A 24,154-nucleotide genomic window follows, 5' to 3' on the forward strand; every position below is an offset into this window, starting at 1 on the left:
CTTCAGCTTTATGCCGGCAATGGTGCTCCCTCGCCGTGACGTACTGACGCTAATCGATTAGCAATAACGCTAATCACAGGCTAGAGTAACGACGTGGACCCTGACGGTGGCACGGCGAGCGTCGGCCAGCTGAAGGCCTTGGCTCACCCGTTACGGTGGCGGGTCTTGCGGCTGTGTCGGGACACGGCGCGGACGAACCAGGAGTTGGCAACGCGGCTCGGTGTGTCGGCGCCGACGATGCTGCGGCATGTGCGGCTGCTGGTCGACGAGGGGTTTCTGCGCGCCGAGGAGCTACGTGTCGGCCCGGGAGGCGGCACCGAACGTCCGTATCGCGCGACCGGATTGACGTTGCGGTTGCACGCCGCCGCGCCGGAACCCACGCAGTTACGGCGGAAAGTCGATCTCGCGGTGCTGTCCGCACACACTGCCGAGGTCGGCGAGGCGGGTCCGGGAGCTGTGCGGGACAGGGCTCGCGGAGTGCTGAGGCTGACGCCGGAAGCGCAGCGCGAACTCGTCGAGCGGCTCAGGGAGCTGCTGAACACATACCGGGCACGTGAGGACGAGAACGGCGAAGACCTGTCCTTTCTCTGGCACCTGACACGCCGGCCGGGGGACCCGCAGATGCTTGCGATCGAGCAGGAGCAGCGCCGTACGGTCGTCGTCGCCGGAGCGACTGGCGAGGTCGGTGCGGCGGTCGTCGAGGCGTGTGAGGAGCGAGGCGACAGCGTAGTGGCGCTGGGACCGTCGATGGACGAACTCGGCGTACGGTTCGCCGCGATGCCGACCGTCACGCCGGTTGTCGTTGACCTGTGCGCGCCTGAGTCGTTCCCCAACGAATTGACACAGCAGCCCGTGGATGCGCTTGTCCACTGCGCCGAGAGCGTCGATGCGCCGGATGACTGGCGTCGGATGATGTCGGTCAACGTGTTCGGTCCGGTCGAGCTGACGCGCACGTTGCTGCCCGGTCTGCGTCGCTGCACGGGACACGTCGTGTTCGTCCACGGGACGCGGCGTTGTACGGCTTCCGCGGCGAGCTTGGCGGCCCTTCGAGAATTCGCCGATTCTTTGCGCGAAGGCGAAAGCGGAATCCGGGTCACCACGATCATTCCGGCGGGCGATGGTCGTACGCCTGATCCTCGGCCGATCGCCTCGGCCGTGACGACGGTTCTCGATCAGCCGCGCGATGCCTGTTTCACCGACGTTTCGTTGCGGGTGCGGACATGAGTGTCATTCTCCTCGCGGATCTGGTGGCGACGCGCCCGGCGGTTTTGTTGTCACCGCTTGCCGAGCTCGGCGCCGCGTTGCATCGGTTGGGCTCAGTCGACCATCGCGAATCGCGTTGGGTGGCGCGGACCAGGGTCGCCATGCCGGCGCGGTTGTTGGGAGAGTGCGATTTTTTCGCCGGCATCTGGGGTGGCTATCGATCGCGGTTCCTGCTTCCGACCGCGGCCCCGCCGGCGGACATCACGTCCGAGCTGGCACGGATCGCGGCGATGCCACCGCACGTCTTTGCCGCGCAGGCCGGCAATGCGTTGGCCGGTGCGGATGTACGCCGCACGGCGCGGCTGTCGCCGGATTCGTTGCGTACCCGGGCGCGCGGCCGCGGCTGTGGTCCAGCGGCGGAGCTGTTGGTCAGCGACGCGGCCGCGTTCCGATCGCGACTGCTGACAGTGCTCGAACGCAGCTGGCAGGAGTTTTTCGCGGCGGAGTGGAGCGCGTTGGCTCCGCATTTGTCGCTTGCGGCAGGCCGGGCCCGCCAGTTGCTGGACGGCGGACAGCTGACCGAGGCGTTGTGCCGGCTGGTTCCGGCGTCGCGGGTGGCCGTCTCTCCGGACCGGCTGATCGTCGACAAGCTGACTCACGCGGTGATCGATCTGTCCCGCAGGGACATGCTCCTGGTGCCGTCGGTGTTGGGAGCGCCGCATGTGCTGGTCAAGCACGACCCCGATTTTCCCGCTGTGGTCCAGTTTCCGGCCCGCCCGGAGGGGCGGCGGCGACCGGTGGCGGGACACCTGCTGCGGACGCGGCTGCGGCTGTTGTCGGAACCGACTCGGTTGCGGGTGTGCCGCATGTTGGCACGACACCCCCGGTCGACGCAGGAGTTGGCTGAGACACTGCGGATGACCGCGCCGGAAATGTCACGGCAGCTTCGAATGCTGCGTGAGGCGGGGATGGTGTCCTCCGAGCGGCAGGGCCGATTTGTTCTTTACACGCTGCGACACGACGTGGTGGCTTCGCTTGGTGCGGACCTGCTAAACCTCCTTCTTCGGTAACCTGGCCATGGCGTCGATGACCGCTGCGGCGATGCGTATGCCCATCCTGAAATATGCCAGGTCGAGATTTTCGTCTGGTGCGTGGTTGGCTTCGTCGGCGTTGGCGTACGGCACCTTCACCAGTGGCACTCCCAGTATTCGCGTGAATACGTGGTCCGGCAACGTACCTCCGGTGGACGGGAACACCAACGGCGCCGCGCCGGTCACCTTCTCGACCGCCTTCTCGACGATTCCGACGACCGGCGAGTCCAGTGGTGTACGCGACGGCGGTACGGCACCGCCAATGCGCCGGACCTCCACGTGAGGTGCGTGGCGTGCCACATGTTCACAGACGCGTCGATAAATGACGTCGGGGTCCTGGCGTACGACCAGCCGCAGGTCCAGCCGAACGGCCGCGGTCGCCGGGATGATGGTTTTGCTTCCCGCGCCCGCATAACCGGATTGCAGGCCAGAGATGTTCAGCGTCGGATGGAACATCAACCGTTCGAAAAAGCCGGGTTCCGGCATCGGTGCGAGCCGGTCGACTCCGTGTCGCGTCTGGAAATCGCCCGGCGAAACCGGCAGTTCCCGAGCCGCGTCGGCCGTCGCCGTGTCCGGTGGCTCGACATCGTCATGGAAGCCATCGATCGTTATTCGTCCGTCGGGATCGCGCATCGTGGCCAACAGATCAACCAATTCCCAGGCGGGATTTGGCAGCAGGTTCCCAAAATGGCCAGAATGGTAATCGCGCGCGGCGCCATGTGCGACGAGTTCCAGCGCCAGGAGTCCGCGTACGCCGAGCGCGACGCGGTATCGTCCGGTCTCATCGACGGGACCGTCGGAGACGTAGGCGGCATCGGCGGCCAGCGCGCCGCGGTGATGGCGTATGAAGTCAGGCAGGTGTGTGCTGCCGCTCTCCTCCTCACCGTCGAACAGGTAGATCAGATTGATCGGCGCGCTGCCGGCGACCGCACGCCAGGCACGATGAGCCATCAGCTGGGCGAAAAGTTGGCCTTTGTTGTCCGCTGAACCACGACAATAGATCCGACCGTCGCGGATCGTCGGCTGGAAGGGTGGGGAAGTCCACGCGTCAACCGGATCGACTGGTTGCACATCGTAATGTCCGTAGACAAGGAGCGTCGGTGCCTCGGGCCGCGTTGTCGCGTGACCGAGTACGACAGGGTGGCCGGCTGTCGGCACGACGTCGGTGGTGATGCCGTCGCGGCGCATGATCGTGGCGAGCAGGTCCGCGCACTCCTGTACGCCAGTGCCGTCGGCGCTGATGCTTGGTTGACGCAGCAACGGAAACAAGTCCGAGGTCATGTCCTCGATGCTGTGGTCGATGTAGGCAAGTACGTCGTTGAGGCTCACGTCTTCGAACGTACGGCCGCCCGCCGGTCCTCCAGCGACGCTTGACGGCCGGCAGTCAATCGATCGTCCAGTGCCTTCGAGTGGCAGGACGATGAGGTCATGACCGGCCTGACGCAGCTATCTGATTTCGCGGCGATCGGTGAGTTTTCCGTGCATCCGCGCGGAGAACACCTCGCGTACGTGGCGCCGCACGAGGAGGTGACAGCGGTGTGGGTCACCTCTCTGGACGACAGCGAGCGGCCACGACTGTTGTGGGCCGGCGAGCCTGTCCAACGGTGTGTCTGGCGTCCCGATGGCCGGCGGATTCTCGTGCAGGTCGATGCCGACGGCAAGGAGAACTATCAGCTCGGCGAGCTCGATCCGGCATCTGGCACGCTCCAATGGCTGAGCATCGATGCCGCGGCGCGACACGAAATCGGACCGCCAGCTCGCACCGGCAACCAGCCGTACGCCTCGGACAGCCGCTTGCTGGCGTACGCGTCCAACGCGCGTGATCGTGCCGTGTTCGACATCGTCGTGCACGACCTGATCGACGGCCAGACGCGGATCGTCCTGCGCGGCGACGACCGGTATTTCCCGGTCAGCTTCGCACCAGACGGTCGCCGCCTGTTGGTCCTGCGCATGCGACAGAACACCGATCACGACCTGTTCGTGTGCGACGTACGCGACGGGACGGTCGAGCACATCACGCCGCACGACGGGCCCGCACGATATGTGCCGGGGCCATGGTCAAGCGACGGTCGCGCGATCTATGCGGCGACCACGCAGGGCCGGGATTTCGCCGGCCTGGCACGGATCGACGCATCGCAACACGACGCTCCGCGGCTGCGGTGGTTGGCGACGCCGCCGTATGACATCGACTATGTCACGCGGTCCGACTCGTGCCTGCTGTGGTCAGGAAATCGGGACGGCCATACGACGTTGCACCTGCGTGAGCTGTCGGCCGCACCCGGACGTGAGCGGGTGCTGCGCACGCCGACCGCGGTGCTGGCGCGGGACATGGGTCGTGGACCGTACGCGCCGCAGTTCGCCGGGTCGACGTCGATCGTGACCGGTGTGGGGACGGCGACCATGCCGACCCACCTGCGCCGGTTCTGGACGGATGGCCGGCCCGACACGACGGTGACCGCGCATCACCTTCGGGTGCCAGACCCGGAAAACTTGGTCGCCCCGACCGTGGTTCGATATCCGAGCACCGACGGGGTAGTGGTGCCAGCGTTGCTGTATCAGCCGCGGTCGGCGACCGCTGACGCGCCAGCGCCAGTCGTCGTGTCGATCCACGGCGGTCCCGAGGTGCAGGCGCTGCCGGTCTACAGTCCGCTGATCCAGTGCCTGCTCCAGCGCGGAATCGGTGTCATCGAACCGAACTACCGCGGTTCCAGCGGCTATGGCCTGGCCTACCAGCGCATGATCTACCGCGACTTCGCCGGCGGTGACCTCCGCGACCTGGCCAAAGCCGTCGACTACCTGCGGACGGTGGACTGGGTCGACGCCAACCGCCTCGGTGTCTACGGCGTCTCCTACGGAGGATTCGCCGCGTTGTCGTGCCTCGGCCGGCATCCTGACCTGTGGTGTGCCGGCGTGGAGCAGTGCGGCCGAAGCGACCTCACCACCGCGGCCGTGCCGCCACATTGGCGCTCTCGCATGCGCGAATGGGTCGGCGACATCGAACGGGACGCGGAGCTGCTTCGAGAACGCAGTCCCATCACGTACGTGGACGACATCGACGCGCCATTGCTCGTCATTCACGGGGAAAACGACACACGCGTACCCAAAACCGAATCCGACCGGGTCGTGCAACGGCTGCGCGAACTCGGCAAACCCGTCGAGTACGTGGTTCTCGCCGGCGACGGCCACGGGTCGACGAGCCGCCGCAACCGCCATGCCGCACTCACCGCGACCGTCGACTGGTTCGACCGCCACCTGCACCTGAATCAGTGAAGCGGCGCTTGGTTTCGTACGCACCGAGCGATGTCCGCGACGGCGGCCCGCAGCCGGTCTTCGGTGAGGCCGGCGTAGCCACAGACAAGTCCGGGTGGTCGGGGAAGTTTCTGGACGTGGTGGGAAAGCGGGTCGAGGTGGATGCCTTGGGCCGCCAGTTGTTCGGCGATGGTTGTGTCGTCGAGTTTTTGAGGCAGGTTAAGGACAACATGCATTCCCGCCGCGATGCCGGCCGGTTTCCACCCGGGGAGTTCCTTGGCGACGGCGGCGAGAAACGCGTCGCGCCGGCGACGGTAGATCGGACGCGTACGGCGCAGGTGGCGGTCATAGCCGCCGGTCCGTAGCAGCTCGCCGAAGGTCGCCTGCAACAGCGCGCTGGCGCCGCGGTCGGTGAGCCGTTTCCGTTCCGCGATCGCGTCGGCCAGCGGTCCTGGAGCGACCAGCCAGCCGAGGCGGATCGCCGGTGCCAGCGTCTTGCTGCTCGTGCCGAGGTAGACGACCCGGTCCGGCGCGAGCGCCTGCAGTGGTGTGAGCGCGGGCCGGTCATAGCGGTATTCGGAGTCGTAGTCGTCTTCGATGACCAGCCCGTCGCGCCGCCGGGCCCAGTCGATGATCGAGCGGCGGCGCGCGGGGCTCAGCGCGACTCCGAGCGGATACTGGTGAGCGGCCGTGACCAGGGCGAGGCGGCAGTCGGGCAGCTGGTCGACCTGGATGCCGTGCCGGTCGACCGGCACCGGCACCGGTGTGAGGCCGTGCAGCGTGAGCGTACGCAGCACGTGTGGGTTGGCTGGATCCTCGACCGCGATCCGCCGGTGGCCGTCGCCGCGAAGCTCGGACGCGAGCGTGGCCAGCGAGTCGATCGTGCCGTGTGTGACGACCACCTGGTCGGTGGTCGCCGAGACGGCCCGTACGCGGCCGAGATACGCGGCGAGCTCGGCACGGACCGACAGCAGCCCGGCCGGCGGCGGATAGCCGAGCTGGTCGTCGGCCAGCGTGCTCAGCGCCGCGCGCGCCGCTCTTGTCCAGGCCGTACGCGGAAATTCGGCGAGCGAGGGCAGGCCCGGGGTGAGGTCGAAGCGGCGCGGCAGGCCGGCTTCCGGCGCGTGCCGAGCGTCTTTGGCGTCCGGGGTCACAGCCGCGACGAAGGTGCCGGCGCCCCGTCGCGCGTCCAGGAAACCTTCGGCGATCAGTTGCGCGTACGCGGTGCTGACGGTGCCGCGTGCGAGGCCGAGCTGCCCGGCGAGGTCACGGGTGGACGGCAGCCGCGCTCCGGGGTGGAGCCGACCGGCGCGGACCATGCCGCGCAGCTGGTCTTCCAGCGCTCGGCCCGGCCGCTGGTAGCGAGGCTGGTCTGGTGGGCCGCCAGGCTGGCCGGCGGCCATCGGCAGCAGCAGCTCGTGCAGAGTGGACCAATTTCTTCGCATGTCCGTGGATCTTATGTTGGACCAATCGCTCGCCGATGCTGTCGCGTATGACAACCGTCGACGCCGCGACGCGGCGCACTCGGAAACCGGCGCTGGTGCTCGCCGTCCTGTGCCTGATCACGTTCATGACGCTGCTGGACGCGTATGGTGTCGCGCTCGCGGCTCCGGCGATGCAGCGCGAGTTGCCCGCGACGCTCGGCCAGGTGCTGTGGGTGCTCAACGGCTACACGTTCGGGCTGGTGGTGATGCCGATCGCGGCCGGCCGGCTGGGGGACCGGTTCGGTCCGCGTAGGCTCCTGCTCGCCGGACTCGGATTGTTCACGGTCGCCTCCGCCGGTTGCGCGCTCGCGCCTGATGGCGGTTGGCTGATCGCCGTCCGGATCGTGCAGGGCGTCGGCGCGGGTCTGCTGGCACCGCAGTCGCTGAGCCTGGTCACGCACGTGTTCCCGCCGCATCGGCGTGGTTGGGCCCTGGGAGTCAGCGGCGCCGTGGCCGGATTCGCCGTCGCCGCAGGTCCGTCGCTGGGCGGGATTCTGGTGTCGGCGCTCGGCTGGCGCGGCGTGTTCCTGGTCAACCTGCCGTTGGGTGTGGCCGCCGGCGTACTCGTCCGGTCGCTCATGCCCAACCCGGTCAGCGCCGCCGTACGCATGGACGTGCTGGGGCAACTGTTGCTCGCCGGATCGCTGGCCGGTGTGACGTACGTGCTGATCGACAGCGGTCCGGGATGGCTGCTGGCGCTCGCAGCCGTTCTGGCCGTCGTCTTTGTCGCGGTGGAGTTCCGGCGGCGCGACACCAATGCGCTGATCCCGTTACGGCTCCTGCGAAACCGCGACTTCAGCCTGGTCGCGGCCGTGGTCGGAACACTGCCGGCGGCGGTTTCCGGGATGACGTTCCTTCTCTCCACCTACCTGCAGAACGTGGCCTCTATGAGTGCGTACGCCGCCGGCCTGCTGCTTGCCGTCGCGCCGGCGGTGTCCATTCCCTTTTCCCATTACGCCGGCGCGATCGTCGACCGCCGCGGCCCGCGGCCGGTGCTCGTCGCCGGCCTGGCTTTCATGGCCGCCGGGGTGGCGGCGTCCGCGGTCGCGGTCGCTTTCCGATCACCGGTCGCACTGCTCGTGCCGGGGCTCGCGATCTTCGGCGTCGGCATGGGGGTCGTCTTCAGCGCGCCGTTCGTCCTGGCGACCCGCAGCCTGCCGGCCGCGCTGATCGGCACCGCCTCGGGGGTTTTCGGTACGGCACAACGATTGGGCGGCATGCTCGGCCTGGCCGCCGCCGGAGCGGTCCTGCGCGCCGACTCGATTCGCGACGCGCTGCTCGTACCACTGGCCATGCTGATCCTCGCCATCGCGCTCAGCGGATTCACCGCACGATCCCGGCCATCGACTGCTTAGAGGCCGCGCGAACAGCACCCCTCGAGAAACACGACTATGACCAACGCCTATTCGCGCGGCCTCTCTGAGTTTCAACTGTTTGCTGCGACTGAGTGTGCCGGAAAAGTGCCCTCATACCCGGTGTATTCGGGCGCCTTTCCGGTGCACTCAGTCGCCGTCTGGGTGCCGAGACAAAGTGACGAATTTCTGACTCGGGACCCTAGTTATCGAGGAGCCGCATCTCAGGTCGGCCGGGCACGGCTCAGTCCTTTGGCGCTTATCTCCGGAGGAGATCACGGATCTTTAGCAACATCGACCGCGCCAGTGACAGTTGGCGCTCACCTGTGACAGGTATGCCTCACAGTCACAACTGTTTGCGTGGAAACGACCGGACCCCGGTGTTCGAGGTGTTCTCGAACGTTTGTACGATATGGGTTAGGTTGGTTGAGGAGTTGCCGCGGGTCGCCGGGGATTGCCTCTGGCGGTCCGCGGTTGCTGCTCGACTCGCGCGATGTGCCGGATCCTGTGTTGTTGTCGGATGCGGAGATTGTGGATGCGGCGGTGGTGCTTGATCGGGTGGAGTCGGCTGCTGGTGCGCAGAAGCTGGCGATGATGGCGGAGTTGGCGCGGCGCCGCATCGCCGAGCAGGAGCCGTTGATCCTGCGCCGCAAGGATGGCACGGCGTTCAAGGAGAGCCTGGCGGAGGCGCTGGAGCGGGCGCAGAGTTGGTGCGCTGATGAGTTCGCCGCCGCGTTGCGGCTTACCGCCGGTCAGGCGCGGTGCCGGGTGGATCGGTCGTTACGCCCGACCCACCGATGTCACGACCAGACCTTTGGCGGGGTGTCAGCGGTCTCCGGCTGGTTGTGTGCCTTTGCCGGCATCGCGATCCTCATCCATATGTGGACGGGAATCGTACCTATCGCTGGTGCTGTCCTGATGGCCTCGATGGTGACGCCGGTGTACGCGCAATCGCCACGACATCCGTGTGCGGCCGCGGTGAAGCGGTGCGACGGCACGATCAGCGTGCCGTTGGACTGGCGGCGGCCGGGCGGTGAGCGGGTGACCGCCGCGTTCGCGTGGGTGCCGCGGTCGGACCTGTCCCGGCCGGCGACCGGAACGATCATGGCCAACGGTGGCGGGCCGACCCGTGCACTTGGCGACGTGCCGTCATTCCAACGCACGCTTGGACCGCTGCTGGTTCACCAGAACCTGTTGATCGTGGAGTTGCGAGGTTTCGGCGCGGCGAACACCTTGCGCTGTCCCGGACTGGACCTCGACAAACCGGCTACCATCCGCGCCTGCGCCAGCCGGCTCGGCGCTCGTACGCGGTATTTCTCCAGCGACCAGGTCGCCGGGGACATGGACGCGATCCGCGCCGCGCTCGGCGTGCCGAAGGTGAGTTTCTACGGCAATTCCTACGGGACCGTGCATGCGCAGGCGTACGCCACCCGGTTCCCGACGCGCGTGGCAGCGATCTATCTGGACAGCGTGCTGTCGGCATTTCCCAATGGTTACTTCGATTGGGGCGAAGCACGTTCCACGATGCGCACCACGTTGTCAGACCTGGACGCGATCTGCGACCGGTCACCGGCCTGCCGCGCGCTGCCCGGGCGGTCGCGCGACCGGTGGGTGGCGCTGATCCACCGGCTGCGGTCGCATCCGGACAAGGACGCTCGCACCATCGACCTCAGCTATCTCGCCAGCTGGGTCGGCGAACCCGGCTACAGCCGAGACCTGGATGCCGCGGTCGTCGGATACCTGCGCGGCGACCCGGCCGCGCTGCACCGCATCGTGCGCGAGGATCGCGCCTGGCGCGCCGGACGGCCGGACGAAGGCACCGACCCGGAGGGTGCGGCACTGCTGTCGTACACGTGCGCCGACGCGCAATATCCTTTCGACCACACTGCCGACATCCCCACCCGGCACCGGCAACTGGATGCCTATTTGGCCAGCCAACCGTACTGGCCGTACACCAACGCGGAGATGCTCCGCGGCGGTGGCGACTACCCGACCTGGTGCGCGGAGTGGCCGACGCCGCGACCGAGTCCACCGGTCCCGCCACGGGCCGCGTATCCGGACGTCCCGGTCCTGGTCGTCAACGGACAACTGGACACCACGACCACCCCGTCCAGCGCGCGCAAGGTCGCTGACCGGTTTCCGAACAGCCGTTACGTCGAAGTGCCGTTTGGCAACCACGCCAGCGGATTCGGCGAGTCGGGGCCATACAGCACCTGCGTACGCGAACTGATGCGTGCCTTCCTCGCGCAGCCAAGCGCCGCTTTGCCGGGTAAACCCTGCAGCGCGGAGAACTACCGCGCTCACGGACATTTCCCGCGTACGCTCGCGGCCGTCCGGCCAGCGACCGGCGCCGCGCGTACGGACGCACAGTTGCTGGCCGCGGTCTTCGCCACCGCCGACGACGTACTGGGTCGCCGCAACCCGACCAACCTCGACAGCCTTGCCGGCATTCACCACGAGCCCGGGTTGCGCGGCGGCGCGGTCGCCTACGACGACGAGCACGCCACCATACGGCTGGACCAGGCCCGGTTCGTCGCCGATCTGCCTGTCACCGGCACGGTTCGGTACGACACCGCTGGCAGAGCGATCGCCGTGCTCGCCACCGTTGGGCCGAAACCGCACCGCGTACGGTTGCAATGGCTGGCATTCCGCGCCGAAAACAGCACCCAGGTGACCGGCTCCATCGACGGCCACCCCGTCACCGCCGCGATCCCACTCAACTGACGAATTCGTGTGCCGAGCACAATTGCCGGGCTCTGGCGTCATCGCGGCCGCGTACGACTCGAGCGGTTCATCACGGTCGGAGCGTTCGGACCCGCCGGCCAGGCCGAACTGCTCGGTCGCGCCGGCGGCAACCCGGACGGCAACGCCGGTGTCGACTACGCGCGGCAGCTGGCCAAGTCGAGCTGGCGATCGCCGGCTCAGGTTGTGAAATCACCAATCCTGACGACGACGCGCGCCGCCGCGTGATGGATCGTGAGCGTCGGACCTTTCTTTGTGTGAAAGCGATGTCTTGACGACGAATCAACAGGAGGCGGGCAGATGAGTGGTGTGAGGGTGTTGGTGGCTGGTGCGAGTATCGCGGGGCCGGCGTTGGCGCATTGGTTGTGTCGGCGTGGTGCGCGGGTGACGGTGGTGGAGCGGGCGTTGGGGTTGCGTGGGGGTGGTCAGGCGGTGGATGCGCGTGGGGTGGCGCGGGAGGTGATTGGTCGGATGGGGTTGGAGGCGCGGGTGCGGGCGGCGCGGACGTTGACGGCTGGTGCGTACACGGTGGATGTGGATGGGGCGGTGGTGGAGACGTTTCGTGCGGAGGATGATGGTGGGGATGGGTATATCGCGGAGATTGAGATTCTGCGGGGTGATCTGTCCCGGGTGTTGTATGAGGACACGCGGGATGGGGTGGAGTATGTGTTTGGGGATCGGATCGCTGAGCTGACTCAGGACGGCGAGGGTGTTGATGTGCTGTTCGCCGGTGCCGGTGGTGCTGGTGGTGGTGGTTGGCGGCGGTTTGATTTGGTGGTGGGCGCGGATGGGTTGCATTCGGCGTTGCGGGCGATGGTGTTCGGGCCGCATGAGCGGTTTGTTCGTCATTTGGGGTTGGTGTTGGCCTTCTACAGTGTGCCGAACGAGTTTGGGTTGGGGCGGTGGTTGTTGGACTACCGGGACGCTGCCTCGGGGCGTTCGGCTGGTTTGCGGCCGGTCCCGGATCCGAGCCGGGCGATGGCGATGTTGTCTTTCCCGGCGGCTGATTTCCAGGTCGACTATCGGGACGTCGCGGCGCAGAAGCGGTTGCTGCGGGAGCGGATGGAGGGGATGGGATGGTTGACTCCGCGCATCCTGGGCCACGCCGATGACACGCCGGACTTCTACCTGGACCAGGTCGCCCAGGTGGTGATGCCGCACTGGTCCAACGGGCGGGTCGGGCTGATCGGCGATGCCGCCTACAGTTCCTCACCGATGTCCGGCGGCGGCACCGGCCTGGCCCTGGTCGGCGCCTACCTGCTGGCCAGCGAACTGGCCGCCGCCGACTGGGACCCACACACCGGATTCACCGCCTACCAACACCGGATGCTCCCGTACGTGCAAGCCAACCAGAAAATCGGCCGCCTCCACGCAAACAGCCTCAACGGCACCCAACACCACACCGAACCCGAATGGGACCTCGACCTGATCCAACGCGCCATCAACGGCGTCGACCTGCCCGACTACAAGGAACTGCCGGACACCAGGCCCACGACCGTACAGCCGGTCATGTCATAGGCCACCGGTGAAAGGGATTTCCGCCGCCGCGGAAACCCAAGGCGCTGACGGCCGAGACGGTCGACGATTTCGCCGCTCCGGCACATGCGACAGCAACGGTTGAGCCGGCCTGATCGAGTGGATCCGGAAGGCCGAGAAGTCGTGCGGACCAGGACAACGCCACTTCGAGACGCCGGCGACGCAGCTGGAACAACGCCGGGTTCGAGTCGCGTGACGGCGTCAGCAGAGGTTGTTGGCCGGCGATCAGAGCCGCGTAGTTGACCGCGTACGGTCCCTGGTGGTCCTCCGGCGGCGGACCACCTTCCGCATGCATCGCGACCAGCCAGAGATGCCGGTCGAGCCACGGATCGCCGACCCCGGCCGAGGCCCAGTCCACGAGTACGAGCCGGCCGTCGCGATGCCACAGGTTGGCGGCGCATACGTCGCGATGCAGCAGGCTGGCGCCCTTGAGGGGCGCGTCGGCGGCCGCCGCCTGCAACGCGGCCAGGTGCTCTGCAAGCCAGTCCGCGGAACACACGTCCATCCACAGCAGCCGACCGAGATCGGCGGAGATCGCGTCCCATGGATTCGTTGTCGCGGCGACTGTGGGGACGCCGCTCGGAGTCGGCAGCGCGTGCAGGTCCTGAAGCAACCTGTCGGTGGCGTCGATGAGTTCCGGCGTCCAGTCGCGGACCCAACCGTCCGCGGCAAGCGCCTCCAGTACGAGCATCGGCACTGGTTCGCGAGTGCTCGCGATCATGGCACTGGCCGGCAGCGCGTCGTACGCGGCCAGCTCCACGTCGAGCTCCGGCCCGGCCTTGACGAACACGGAGTCCGCGATCCGACGTACGGACCTGCTGTAGCCACCCGGCGCCGGCCGCAGCACGCCGATGTCACGTCCGAGCAGGTGGCTGGCCTGCTCCGCGATCTGCCGGTCGGTCAGATAGCCGGCCGCCGGCCGGCCGGTCAGCCGCGACAGCAGCAGGTCGACCACCGGAGCGTTGGCCCGGCGGACCGCCAGCCGGCTTTCCCGGTCCGGCCGGCCGAGCGACTCGGTCACCAGCCGACACGCCAACGCACGTACCAACAACTGGTCGATCTCGTCCTCGTCGTCGAGCTCGTCGAGGATCTCCGGTGGCGCATTTGACCAGGCCAGCAAATCGACCGCGGCGACGGCAAGCGCGTACGCGGCCGGCCGCCAGTATGGCGAGAAGTCGATCACGGCCGGCGGCTGGCCGTCGGCGAACAGCACGTTGCCGGCGAGGTCACCGTGAATCAGCTGGTCGCGCAGCCGCACCGGTCTGGTGGTCGCCAGCAGCGCGTCGATCAGGTCGGCGAGCTCCGGCGCCAACTCGACGGCCGCCCCATCCCACGCCACGTGGTCGGCGACGACCCACCGATTGCGTTCCTGGCTCAGCCAATCCGGCGCTGGTACGCCGGCCAGGGCCAGGTGAAACGCGCGGCTGGCGGCGATCAGCTCAGGCCAGTGCTCCAACGCGCCGGGCGTGCCGTCCACGTACGTCCACGCGGCCCATCCATCGACCGTCCAGGAGCCGTCGACCGCCGGCACCGGTCGCGGGACTCGAAACCCCGAGGTGCGCAGGCCGGCGTACACCCCGGCCGTCCACTCGGCCTCGGCCGGATCCTGATCGGGTTTGAGGACCAGCGCGTCGATCTGCCAGGACGTGCCGGCTCCGCCGGGAAGGCGGCGCGCCGGGGCCACGAAACTGGAGCGTACCTTTTCTGGGACATTCACCGCCCCACTGTGTTGCCCGTCTTCCTGGCGGGTCAAGCGAAATATCGCTACCACCGCGTGATCAACTTGGCTGTTGAGCGCTAAAATTCACCCTGCTCTTACACACTCGACCGAAAGGGTTTCTTCGAGGTGAAATCTCGTACGCTGTGGCGCGCGGCTTCCGCGATGGTGGCGGCTGGCCTCGTGCTCGCCGGCGCCGCGCCGGCGCAGGCGATCATCAACGGTCATCCGGCATCTGAGAACTATCCATTCGTCGTGTCCATCCAGCGCGAATACAAAGGTGATCCGAACACGCAATGGTGTGGTGGGACATTGGTGTCCGACAACTGGGTGATCACGGCCGCGCACTGTGTCACCAAACCCGGCGTGAACGGCGCGCCGTACACCAGCCTGCCGCCGTCGACGTTCCACGTACGGATCGGGTCGAATGACCGTACGACCGGCGGCACGGTGGCGAACGTGGCGCAGATCGAGGTCCGGTGGGACTGGGTCAACAAGGCGGATCGTAACGACGGCAAGGACATCGCGCTGCTGCGTCTTGAGCACGTGGTGCCCAACCAGCGGGCCGCGATGGTGGCGAAGATGCCGCCGCCGGGCACCATGACGCGCCAGATTGGCTGGGGCTATACGACAATCGACCAGAACAGCCCGACGCAGCTGCCGGTCGGACTGAACGAGCTGGACTCGCCGGTCGTGGATCCGGCCACTCCTGAATGCGTCAGCGACCCGACCGCCGGTGACGCGTACGGCATCCGGCCGGGTGACTTCTGCGTTGAGAATCCTGACAAAGTGTCAGGTTCGTGCGGCGGCGACTCCGGTTCGCCAGTGCTGTGGAAGATCGACGGCCGGTGGCAACTGGCCGGTGTGGTGAGTCGAGGGCCAGGTGACATCTGCGGGCAGACTCCCGACATCGACACTTCTGTCGTAGCGTCGCGCGGCTGGATCATCGACACGATCTACCCGAACCACTGAGCCATGTGACGGCCCGGACCCCCACGCCCGGGCCGTCACCCGGCCGCCCAGGCGCCCGTTCGGACCGGTGAAAATGGCCAGGTGGAACGGAAAGCCCGGTCCTCGCACACCTGTTCCTGGCCTCTGACCATCTGCGTGCTCTCAACGAGATGTCGCCGTGACCTGCTCCCGGCGACCAGGTGGCAGAAAGGAGCAGTCAGCATCGTGCGTCGATGGGCGGTCGTCCGCGCGGGGTCGTACGATTTCGGCTGCCTGTCTTTTTGGAGGGGTGAACCGATGTTGATCGAGCACAACGGCCAAAGTCCGTCCGTGGATCCGACCGCGTACGTCGCGCCGAACGCCACCTTGTGTGGTGATGTCCGGGTCGGACCGCATTGCCAGGTCCTGTTCGGTGCCGTGCTGACCGCCGACGGTGGCCCCGTCGTCCTGGAAGAACACGTGGTGGTGATGGAAAACGCGGTGCTCCGCGGCACTCCGCGTGATCCGGTGCGGGTCGGGCGGCATGTGTTGGTCGGGCCGATGGCCTACCTGACCGGATGCAGTGTGGCGGACGAGGTGTTTCTGGCCACCGGCACACGGATTTTCAACGGCGCGAGAATCGGCTCACGCGCGGAGGTGCGGATCAGCGCGGTGGTGCACCTGCGGAGTGTGCTGCCCGAGTCGACGGTCGTACCGATCGGCTGGGTCGCGGTGGGCGACCCCGCCCGGCTGTTCGCACCGTCCGAGCACGAACAGATCTGGGAAATCCAACGAGAACTGGATTTCCCCGGCTATGTTTTCGGACTACCGCGCGACGCCTCCGGCGAGAACACCATGCCCGAGATGACCCGCCGCTACGGTCGCGCACTCGAGCGTCACCGTACGAACAGAATTCTCTGACGCCAGCGTCTCCGTTATCAGGCCAAGAATTCGCCGACGACGGTTTTGTATCGGTCGCGTGCCTCGCGGTGAATGTTGTGTCCGACTCCGTCGATGTGCCTGACGGTCAGCGAACCGCCAGCCTCGCGTTCGCATTCGGCGGCGACCTCGGCGGTGACGATGCCGCCGCGGTCGGGGTCGCCGTGCAGAAGGAGGACCGGGCAGCTGACTGCTCCGAGCACATCGACCAGCGGCGGTGACGCTTGGCTGAGACGGCCGAAAAATTCCAGATCCATCTCGTGTTTCGACCTTGCCCAGGGCGGAAGTTCGTCCGCCGGCCACGCGGGATTGTCGGCGCGGCCCCGATCGACGGTGGCCTGCGGGTCGAGCGTACGCAGGTCGGCGAGCCAGTCCGGCGCCGGATGTCCACCCGGGTGTTGTTGGCGACCAGACGTCGGCGGGTCCTCGAGTACGGCGGCACTGACCAGATCCGGACGGATGCGACCGAGGTGCGCGGCGGTCGCGGCCCCCATCGAGTGGCCAATCGCGACTACCGGCCCCGCGTCAAGCTCGTCCAACACCATGGCCGCGTCGGCCGCGAGCACAGCTTCGGCCAACGGCTCCTCCGGCAGTCCCGAGCCGCCGTGTCCGCGCGCGTCGGTCGCCACCACGCCGCCGTAGGAGGTGAAGAACGGAATCAACGGATCCCAGCACGCGGCTGAGTCGCTCATCCCATGCAAGAGCAAAATCCGTGGTTTCTCACCAAAAAGCTGCCAGGCGATGTGGCCGGTCCGATTCCGCACCCGCCGAGGTTACCTCCTCACTCCCGCACAGTGGAAATAGCCGCGGTCAACGCCGTGGCGGTGAAACGTGACGTTCGGCGAGTGGAGCTGCCCTGTGAGATCAAGAAAACAAGTTCGCAAGCCGCCGGGTTTCGTAGAATGGTCGACGGCTGTTGGAGCGTCGGCATCTCGCCACGAATCAGCCGAAGCGCGTACGATTCACCCGACTGAATCGTTACAATCGGACACCACCATTGACGCCTTCCGCTCGCGCTCCTAGCTTCTGTTGAAGCGTTTCAATGCATCCCCTCCGGAATACCCGACGGGAGCTGCGGCGCCACCTCAGGGAGGCTGTTCATGTTCTCTCGACGTACGGCAGCTCGCGTTGCCGCCACTCTCGCGGGCGCGGCCGTGTTCGGCGGCACGCTGGTTGGCTGCGGTGCGACCGGCGGCGGGTCCGGTTCGACGATCACCCTCATGGCCGGCGGAAACGACCCGGTCGCCACCAAGACGGCGAACGACTTCGCGGCCGCATTCCAGAAGGCCAACCCGACGATCAAGGTCAAGGTCGACACGCGGCCGGGCGGCACCGAAGGCGACAACCTGATCAAGACCAGGCTGTCGACCGGGACGATGGACGACGTTTTCCTGTACAACTCCGGGTCGCTTTTCCAGGCGTTGCATCCGGACTCACAGCTCCAGCCGCTCACCGACGAGCCATGGGTGAAGGATATCAGCCCTGATTTCAAGAAAACGGTCAGCACACCGAAGGGTGTGTACGGTGCGCCGTGGGGGACGACCTTCGACGGCGGCATCATGTACAACAAGAAGGTCTACGCGAAGCTGGGATTGTCGGTGCCGACCAGCTGGGCCCAGTTCATCAGTAACAGCCAGAAAATCAAGGCCGCCGGCATCACCCCGGTGCTGCAGTCGTTCGGTGACACCTGGACCAGCCAGCTCTTCGTCCTCGCCGACTTTGCCAACGTGAGCGCGAAAGACCCGAACTGGGCCACCGACTACACCAACAACAAAGCAAAGTACGTGAACCCGCCAGCGCTTGCCGGCTTCACGCACACCGAGCAGATTTTCAAGCTCGGCTTGATGAACAAAGACTTCGCCTCGCTGACCAACGTCAACGCGCTGAAGCTGCTCGCCACCGGCGCGGCCGCGCAGTATCCGATGATCACCGTGGCGATCGGCAACGTGGTGCAGAGCAATCCGGCTCAGGTCAACGACATCGGCTATTTCGCGATGCCGACCGACTCCGGTGAACCGCACGCGACGATCTGGGAACCAGGCGGAGCGTACATCCCGAAGTCGACGACCGGCGACAAGCTCGTGTCGGCCAAGAAGCTCGTCGCTTTCCTGAACTCTCCGGCCGGCTGCGAGATCCAGAACAAGGCGCAGGTGCCGTCCGGGCCGTACGCGATCAGCAGCTGCAAGCTGCCGGCCAACACGCCGGCGCTGGTGGCCGACGAGCTGACCTACCAGAACGTCAAGAAAACCGGGCTGGCGCTCGAGTTCGTGTCGCCGATCAAGGGGCCAAACCTGGAAAAGATCCTCATCCAGGTCGGTTCCGGCATCACCTCCGGCGCCGCCGGCGCGGCTCTTTACGACAACGACGTGAAAGCACAGGCGCAGCAGCTCGGACTCAAAGGCTGGTAGGGCCAACCCGGACGAGGAGTGACGCCATGCCGACCTCGACCGCCAACTCGGCGACCGCGATCCGCGCGGCCGACGTCAGGGTCGACGCGTCCGCGCCGGGGAAACGACGACGGATCCGGTCGTACTATCCGACCTGGTTCTTCATCCCGGCGATCGCCTTGTACGTGGTGTTCTTTGCCATTCCGACGTTCTCGTCATTCTATTTCTCCTTGACGCGTTGGTCGCTGTTCGACTCGACGTTCATCGGCTTCGCCAACTTCGTCCAGTTCTTCCAGAACCCGCAGCTCTACAGCAGCTTCGTCAACACGCTGATCTACGCGGTGATCACGTCGGGGACCAAGGTGGTCGCCGGATTCTTCCTCGCGTTGCTGCTGACCGGACCGGTCGTCGGTCGTGGTTATCTCCGTGCCGTCGTGTTCTTTCCGGTGCTGATCTCGACGATCGGCGTCGGGATCATGTTCAAGTCGTTGCTCGATCCATTTCACGGCATGGTCAACGCGGTGCTCGGCTTCTTCGGACTGCCCGAGCCTGGCTGGTTCACCGATCCACACCTCGCGCTCTACACGATCGCGGCCGTGGACGTCTGGAAGGGCGTCGGCATCGCGACGCTCATCTTCATGGCCGGAATCGTCGCCATTCCGCACGAGTACTTCGAAGCCGCGAAGATCGACGGTGCCGGCGGCTGGAAGACGCTGCGCCAGATCACGATTCCACTGTGCCGCGGTGCGACCGCGACGGTGATCATCCTCTCGCTGATCGGCGGACTGCGGTCCTTCGAGATCATCTGGGTCACCACCGGCGGCGGCCCCGGTTTCACCAGTGACGTGCTCGCGTCGGTGATCTACAAGGAATACCAGGCCGGCTTCTTCGGCCTGTCGACCGCCGGCAACGTCGTGCTCTTCCTCCTGGTCACCGCGATCATGGTCCCGCTTTCGTACGTCCTCAACAGAAAGCAGGTGGAGCTGTGAACCGCCGGCGGCTCCGAGCCTGGATCGTCGGTGTCATCGCGATCCTGGTGTCCGTGGTGGTCTTCCTCGTACCGTTCGCGTTCGTGCTGCTGCAGGCGGCGAAAACACCGGCGGAGGCGTCCAACTTCGCGTTTTCCTGGCCGACGCGGTGGGTCTTCTTCCAGAACCTGCGCGACACGCTCACCTCCAATGACGGCGTGATCTGGCGCGCGATCATCAACAGCGCCGTCCTGACGGTCGGCTCGGTCACGCTCATGGTGATCATCTCCGCGATGGCCGGATATGTGCTCGCTCGCAAGAAGAGCAAATGGGGACCGGTCGTCAACTTCTTCGTCCTCGCCGGCCTGATCGTGCCGCCGGCGGTGGTGCCGACCATCTGGGTCCTGCAGGGACTCAAGCTGTTCGGCACCATTCCCGGGATGATCCTCGTCGAGACGACGCTGGGGTTGTCCTTCTGCATCCTGCTTTTCCGCGTGTTCGTCAGGACGATCCCGCGCGAGCTCGACGAGGCCGCGGTGCTCGACGGCGCCGGACCGGTGCGGCTGTTCTTCCAGGTCGTGCTGCCGCTGCTGCGGCCGGTGATCGTGACGGTGATCGTGGTGCAGGCGGTCTTCGTATTCAACGACTTCGCCGGACCGCTCTATTTCCTGCCAGGCGACCAAAATGTGACCGTACAGTTGGCGCTCTACACCTTCTCCGGCCAAAACCTGAGCTTCTACAACCAGCTGTTCATGGCCATTTTCCTGGTCACCATTCCGCCGCTGGTCGCCTACATCTTCTTCAACCGGCAGATCGTCAGTGGCATGACCAGCGGCGCCATCAAAGGCTGAGGCAACCCGACGGAAAGAGAGTCCATGAACTGGCAAGCTCGCATGATCGCCGCAGACAAGGACTTCGATGGCGCGCCGCTGCTGCGGAGGGAGTTCAGCCTCGATCCTGGTCACGGCGCCGTTACGAGCGCGTCCCTGTCGCTTAGCGCTTTTGGTGTGGTGGAGGGTTGGCTTAACGGCAGGCCGGTCTCCGACGATCTGCTGACGCCGGGCTGGAGCAGCTACGAATGGCGTCTTCGGTATGCGACGTACGACGTCACGGACCTGATTGACGACACGAGCGTCATCGGCCTCGCGCTTGGCAACGGCTGGTTCCGCGGCCGGCTGGGTTGGTCCGGGCGTTCGGCCTTCTATGGCAAGGAACTTGGCGCGTTCGCGCAGCTTGAGGTCACGTTCGAAGACGGCTCGACGCAGGTCGTCGGCACGGACGAGACCTGGACCGCCGGGCCGAGCGCCGTGCTCGCGAACGACCTGTACGACGGCCAGACCATCGACGCGCGCCGGCGTGACGACTCCTGGCTCGATGCCGGCTTCGCCGGTGATGGCTGGTGCGGCGTACACGTCCTCGACTTCGACACCGACATCCTCACGCCGTACGTCGGTCCCCGCGTTACGCGTTGGAAAGAGCTGGCCGTAACAGAGATATCCACGTCGCCATCCGGAAAGACCCTGGTGGACTTCGGTCAGAACCTGGTCGGCTGGATCAGGGTCACCGTGCAAGGCGAAGCAGGTGCGGAGATTTCCATCAGGCACGCGGAAGTCCTGGAGAATGGCGAGCTGGGCACGCGGCCGTTGCGTACGGCCCTGGCGACCGACCGGTTCGTTCTCAGTGGCGGCCGTGACGAGTTCGAACCAACCTTCACCTTCCACGGCTTCCGATACGCGGAAATCACCGGCTGGCCGGGAGAACTCAGGCCGGAGGACCTGACGGCCGTGGCGATCGGATCCGACCTCGAACGGATCGGCACCTTCCGCAGCTCGGACCCGTTGTTGAACCAGTTCCACGAAAACGTGGTGTGGGGGATGCGCGGCAACTTCGTCGACGTGCCGACCGACTGTCCGCAGCGCGACGAGCGGCTGGGATGGACCGGTGACATCGCGGCGTTCGCGCCGACGGCCGCTTTTTTGTACGACGTGGAGGCATTTCTCCGCGACTGGCTGGCCAACCTGGCGCTGGAGCAGGCGCACCACGACGGCATCATTCCGTACGTCGTGCCGGATGTGTTGAAGTTCCTCGACCGCCCGGTGGAGTCGACCACGATCTGGAGCGACGCCGGCGTGTGGGTCCCGTGGACTCTCTATCAGGCGTACGGAAACGACCAGGTGCTGCGCGCTCAGTTCGACTCCATGGCCGCGCACGTGCGCCGGGTACGCTCGCTGCTGTCGCCAAACGGGCTGTGGGACACCGGTTTCCAGTTTGGTGACTGGCTGGACCCGGATGCGCCGCCCGAGCGTCCGGCGCAGGCGAAGGCCGACCCCGGCGTCGTGGCGACGGCCTGCGCGTACCGGTCGGCCGTCATCGTGGCCGAGTCGGCGGCAATTCTCGGACTGTCGGCCGAGCAGGCGGAATTTGCCGATTTCGCGAGAAAACTCCGGGCTGCTTTCAGCGAGCATTATGTCCACGATGGCCGGGTTTTCAGCGACTGTACGACCGTGTACGCGCTGGCGATCGTCTTCGGCCTGCTCGACGCGCAGGACGAGGCGGTGGCCGGCGATCGGCTCGCCGAGCTGTGCGCGCAGGCCGGCTATCGCATTTCGACCGGATTCGCCGGCACGCCGTTCGTCACCGACGCGCTCACGCGGACCGGCCATCTTGACGACGCGTACAAACTCCTGCTGGAGCGCGAGTGTCCGTCCTGGCTCTATCCGGTCACGATGGGGGCGACCACCGTGTGGGAACGCTGGGATTCGATGTTGCCGGACGGCACGATCAACCCCGGCGAGATGACTTCCTTCAATCATTACGCGCTCGGCGCGGTCGCCGACTGGATGCACCGCGTCGTCGGTGGCATCGCTCCGCTGGCGCCCGGCTATGCGAAGGTGCTCATCGCTCCGCGGCCTGGCGGCGGCCTCACCGAAGTGGAGACCTCGTTGAAAACGCGGCACGGGCGGATAGCGGTAAAGTGGGTCGTGTCCGATGACGAGATCACCGTAGACGTCGACATTCCGCCGGGAGTGGAAGGTGTGCTGCGGCTGCCCGGCCAGGCCGACCGGCAGCTGGAAGCCGGCCAGCTCTCGGTCACGGGAGCGCGCTGAGAGTCATGACTGAGCTGTCCGGCATCGCGCCGGCACTCGCCGCGCAGACGATCGAACTTCCCAGCTGGGCCTTTGGAAACTCGGGCACCCGCTTCAAGGTGTTCGGCTCGCCGGGCACTCCGCGCGATCCGTTCGAGAAGGTGTCGGACGCGGCGCAGGTGCACAAGCACACCGGCCTCGCACCCAAGGTCGCCGTCCATATTCCGTGGGATCTGGTCGATTCGTTCGCCGATCTGCGCCGGCACGCCGAGGACAACGGCGTTTCGATCGGCACGGTCAACTCCAACACCTTCCAGGACGACGCGTACAAGCTTGGCTCGCTCACACATTCCGACCCGACGGTCCGGCAGAAAGCGATCGACCATCATTTCCGGTGCATCGAGGTGATGCACGAGACCGGGAGCCGCGACCTGAAGATCTGGCTTGCCGATGGCACAAACTATCCCGGCCAGGACGACATCCGCTCTCGTCAGGACCGTCTTGCCGACTCGCTGCGGCGGATTTATCAGCGTCTCGGCGACGAGCAGCGGCTCGTACTGGAATACAAGTTTTTCGAGCCGGCCTTTTATCACACCGATGTGCCGGACTGGGGGACCAGCTATGCGCACACGGTGGCGCTGGGCGACAAGGCGAAGGTGTGCCTCGACACCGGCCATCACGCGCCCGGCACGAACATCGAGTTCATCGTCGCTCAGCTTCTGCGGCTGGGAAAGCTCGGCTCGTTTGACTTCAATTCGCGGTTTTATGCCGACGACGATCTGATCGTCGGCGCCGCTGACCCGTTCCAGCTGTTCCGCATCCTCGCCGAGGTCGTACGCGGCGGGGGACTGAACAGTCCCGACGTGGTGTTCATGCTGGACCAGTGCCACAACATCGAAAAGAAGGTGCCAGGGCAGATCCGTTCCGTGCTGAACGTACAGGAGATGACCGCGCGCGCTCTGCTCATCGACCGCGACGCACTCGCCGCCGCGCAGTCTGCCGGCGATGTGCTCGGTGCCAACGAAATTGTCATGGACGCTTTCTATACCGACGTACGACCGGCGCTCGCCGACTGGCGCGAGTCGCGCGGTCTTCCAGCCGATCCGATGACGACGTATGCGGCATCCGGCTATCAGGAGAAGATCGAAGCCGACCGTGTCGGCGGCGTCCAAGCCGGCTGGGGAGCCTAGTGGCGTGTTTCTGAACTGGCACGCCGGTTCGGGCGTCCCAGAAGCCGCGTGGACGCACCGGGAAGGCGCCCGGATACGCCCGGTATGAGGGCGCTTTCCCGGCACGCCCAGCCGCCTTCTGGATCACCGGACCCGGCATCCCATTTCAGAAACACCTAGGGTCTATCTTCATCTTCCGCGCGGGGCGATAGCCGAGCCGCTGTCACATCTTTCTCGGGCCGCCTGACGTTTGGATCTCGACTCTCATCCCCCCGGAATATGGAGACAGACCCTAGTCGCA

The 24,154-nt window shown here is 66.3% G+C and carries 18 protein-coding genes; 14 read left to right on the top strand and 4 right to left on the bottom strand.

Annotated features, from left to right (window positions below):
* Nucleotides 1–93: 93 nt before the first annotated feature.
* A complete protein-coding gene (locus GNX95_RS42380) occupies nucleotides 94–1,224 on the top strand; it encodes an SDR family NAD(P)-dependent oxidoreductase (protein WP_222853332.1) in 1,131 nt (376 codons plus the stop codon).
* Nucleotides 1,221–2,273 carry an ArsR/SmtB family transcription factor gene (locus tag GNX95_RS01720; protein WP_163505274.1) on the top strand — a complete coding sequence of 351 codons (1,053 nt, stop codon included), beginning with the start codon at nucleotides 1,221–1,223 and terminating at the stop codon, nucleotides 2,271–2,273. Before GNX95_RS42380 ends, GNX95_RS01720 begins: the two co-directional genes overlap by 4 nt.
* Here GNX95_RS01720 and GNX95_RS01725 read toward each other — a convergent pair.
* On the bottom strand, nucleotides 2,253–3,623 hold the full coding sequence (locus tag GNX95_RS01725; RefSeq protein WP_163505276.1) for a M20/M25/M40 family metallo-hydrolase: 1,371 nt from the start codon (nucleotides 3,621–3,623) through the stop codon (nucleotides 2,253–2,255). The genes GNX95_RS01720 and GNX95_RS01725 overlap by 21 nt on opposite strands.
* 99 nt (nucleotides 3,624–3,722) lie before the next feature.
* Between GNX95_RS01725 and GNX95_RS01730 the strand changes: the two genes are divergently transcribed.
* Nucleotides 3,723–5,564, top strand: a complete 1,842-nt coding sequence (locus GNX95_RS01730) for an alpha/beta hydrolase family protein (RefSeq protein ID WP_163505278.1) — start codon at nucleotides 3,723–3,725, stop codon at nucleotides 5,562–5,564.
* On the opposite strand, the gene pdxR is transcribed toward GNX95_RS01730, so the two are convergent.
* A complete protein-coding gene (gene pdxR, locus GNX95_RS01735) occupies nucleotides 5,558–6,988 on the bottom strand; it encodes a MocR-like pyridoxine biosynthesis transcription factor PdxR (protein ID WP_163505279.1) in 1,431 nt (476 codons plus the stop codon). The two genes, GNX95_RS01730 and pdxR, sit on opposite strands and share 7 nt — an antisense overlap.
* Nucleotides 6,989–7,035: 47 nt before the next feature.
* Here pdxR and GNX95_RS01740 point away from each other — a divergent pair, with 47 nt between their 5' ends.
* The 4 genes from GNX95_RS01740 to GNX95_RS01755 all read left to right on the top strand — a co-directional run bounded on the left by GNX95_RS01740 (nucleotide 7,036) and on the right by GNX95_RS01755 (nucleotide 12,639).
* Nucleotides 7,036–8,382 (top strand): MFS transporter, encoded by a 1,347-nt coding sequence (locus tag GNX95_RS01740; protein WP_163505280.1) that lies wholly within the window; start codon nucleotides 7,036–7,038, stop codon nucleotides 8,380–8,382.
* 540 nt (nucleotides 8,383–8,922) lie between these two features.
* A complete protein-coding gene (locus tag GNX95_RS01745; protein ID WP_163505281.1) occupies nucleotides 8,923–11,103 on the top strand; it encodes an alpha/beta fold hydrolase in 2,181 nt (726 codons plus the stop codon).
* Between the two features lie 9 nt (nucleotides 11,104–11,112).
* Nucleotides 11,113–11,349 (top strand): hypothetical protein, encoded by a 237-nt coding sequence (locus tag GNX95_RS01750; protein ID WP_163505282.1) that lies wholly within the window; start codon nucleotides 11,113–11,115, stop codon nucleotides 11,347–11,349.
* 72 nt (nucleotides 11,350–11,421) lie between these two features.
* Nucleotides 11,422–12,639 carry an FAD-dependent monooxygenase gene (locus GNX95_RS01755; protein ID WP_163505283.1) on the top strand — a complete coding sequence of 406 codons (1,218 nt, stop codon included), beginning with the start codon at nucleotides 11,422–11,424 and terminating at the stop codon, nucleotides 12,637–12,639.
* Here the strand turns inward: GNX95_RS01755 and GNX95_RS01760 are convergent.
* Nucleotides 12,629–14,374 carry a hypothetical protein gene (locus tag GNX95_RS01760; protein WP_163505284.1) on the bottom strand — a complete coding sequence of 582 codons (1,746 nt, stop codon included), beginning with the start codon at nucleotides 14,372–14,374 and terminating at the stop codon, nucleotides 12,629–12,631. The two genes, GNX95_RS01755 and GNX95_RS01760, sit on opposite strands and share 11 nt — an antisense overlap.
* Nucleotides 14,375–14,503: 129 nt before the next feature.
* On the opposite strand from GNX95_RS01760, the gene GNX95_RS01765 reads away from it, so the two are divergent.
* Together GNX95_RS01765 and GNX95_RS01770 are read left to right on the top strand one after the other, a co-directional pair.
* Complete coding sequence (locus GNX95_RS01765) at nucleotides 14,504–15,346, top strand: S1 family peptidase (RefSeq protein WP_222853333.1); 843 nt, start codon at nucleotides 14,504–14,506, stop codon at nucleotides 15,344–15,346.
* Between the two features lie 276 nt (nucleotides 15,347–15,622).
* A complete protein-coding gene (locus tag GNX95_RS01770) occupies nucleotides 15,623–16,225 on the top strand; it encodes a gamma carbonic anhydrase family protein (protein WP_163505286.1) in 603 nt (200 codons plus the stop codon).
* Nucleotides 16,226–16,242: 17 nt separating this feature from the next.
* On the opposite strand, the gene GNX95_RS01775 is transcribed toward GNX95_RS01770, so the two are convergent.
* A complete protein-coding gene (locus GNX95_RS01775; protein WP_281356862.1) occupies nucleotides 16,243–17,007 on the bottom strand; it encodes an alpha/beta fold hydrolase in 765 nt (254 codons plus the stop codon).
* 336 nt (nucleotides 17,008–17,343) lie between these two features.
* Here GNX95_RS01775 and GNX95_RS01780 point away from each other — a divergent pair, with 336 nt between their 5' ends.
* The 5 genes from GNX95_RS01780 to rhaI are packed head-to-tail and all read left to right on the top strand — an operon-like array spanning nucleotide 17,344 to nucleotide 23,874.
* Entirely contained in the window at nucleotides 17,344–18,651 is a 1,308-nt protein-coding gene (locus GNX95_RS01780; RefSeq protein ID WP_163505293.1) for an ABC transporter substrate-binding protein, read from the top strand.
* A 26-nt stretch (nucleotides 18,652–18,677) separates the two neighbouring features.
* Entirely contained in the window at nucleotides 18,678–19,619 is a 942-nt protein-coding gene (locus tag GNX95_RS01785; protein ID WP_163505295.1) for a carbohydrate ABC transporter permease, read from the top strand.
* Nucleotides 19,616–20,449: a carbohydrate ABC transporter permease gene (locus GNX95_RS01790; protein WP_163505297.1), complete on the top strand. Its 834-nt coding sequence runs from the start codon at nucleotides 19,616–19,618 to the stop codon at nucleotides 20,447–20,449. Before GNX95_RS01785 ends, GNX95_RS01790 begins: the two co-directional genes overlap by 4 nt.
* Nucleotides 20,450–20,473: 24 nt before the next feature.
* The gene (locus tag GNX95_RS01795; protein WP_222853334.1) at nucleotides 20,474–22,705 is read left to right on the top strand and encodes an alpha-L-rhamnosidase; all 2,232 of its coding nucleotides are present in this window, start codon (nucleotides 20,474–20,476) and stop codon (nucleotides 22,703–22,705) included.
* Between the two features lie 5 nt (nucleotides 22,706–22,710).
* Complete coding sequence (gene rhaI, locus GNX95_RS01800; protein ID WP_163505299.1) at nucleotides 22,711–23,874, top strand: L-rhamnose isomerase; 1,164 nt, start codon at nucleotides 22,711–22,713, stop codon at nucleotides 23,872–23,874.
* Nucleotides 23,875–24,154: the final 280 nt, after the last annotated feature.

Source organism: Fodinicola acaciae (assembly GCF_010993745.1).
In the GTDB taxonomy this organism is placed as follows: domain Bacteria; phylum Actinomycetota; class Actinomycetes; order Mycobacteriales; family HKI-0501; genus Fodinicola; species Fodinicola acaciae.

Excerpts from the sequence above, each read along its gene's own strand:
- GNX95_RS01730 (WP_163505278.1), top strand. The coding sequence starts at position 3,723 with ATGACCGGCCTGACGCAGCTATCTGATTTCGCGGCGATCGGTGAGTTT.
- GNX95_RS01785 (WP_163505295.1), top strand. The coding sequence starts at position 18,678 with ATGCCGACCTCGACCGCCAACTCGGCGACCGCGATCCGCGCGGCCGAC.
- GNX95_RS01740 (WP_163505280.1), top strand. The coding sequence starts at position 7,036 with ATGACAACCGTCGACGCCGCGACGCGGCGCACTCGGAAACCGGCGCTG.
- rhaI (WP_163505299.1), top strand. The coding sequence starts at position 22,711 with ATGACTGAGCTGTCCGGCATCGCGCCGGCACTCGCCGCGCAGACGATC.
- GNX95_RS01795 (WP_222853334.1), top strand. The coding sequence starts at position 20,474 with ATGAACTGGCAAGCTCGCATGATCGCCGCAGACAAGGACTTCGATGGC.
- GNX95_RS01755 (WP_163505283.1), top strand. The coding sequence starts at position 11,422 with ATGAGTGGTGTGAGGGTGTTGGTGGCTGGTGCGAGTATCGCGGGGCCG.
- GNX95_RS01770 (WP_163505286.1), top strand. The coding sequence starts at position 15,623 with ATGTTGATCGAGCACAACGGCCAAAGTCCGTCCGTGGATCCGACCGCG.
- GNX95_RS01780 (WP_163505293.1), top strand. The coding sequence starts at position 17,344 with ATGTTCTCTCGACGTACGGCAGCTCGCGTTGCCGCCACTCTCGCGGGC.
- pdxR (WP_163505279.1), bottom strand. The coding sequence starts at position 6,988 with ATGCGAAGAAATTGGTCCACTCTGCACGAGCTGCTGCTGCCGATGGCC.
- GNX95_RS01720 (WP_163505274.1), top strand. The coding sequence starts at position 1,221 with ATGAGTGTCATTCTCCTCGCGGATCTGGTGGCGACGCGCCCGGCGGTT.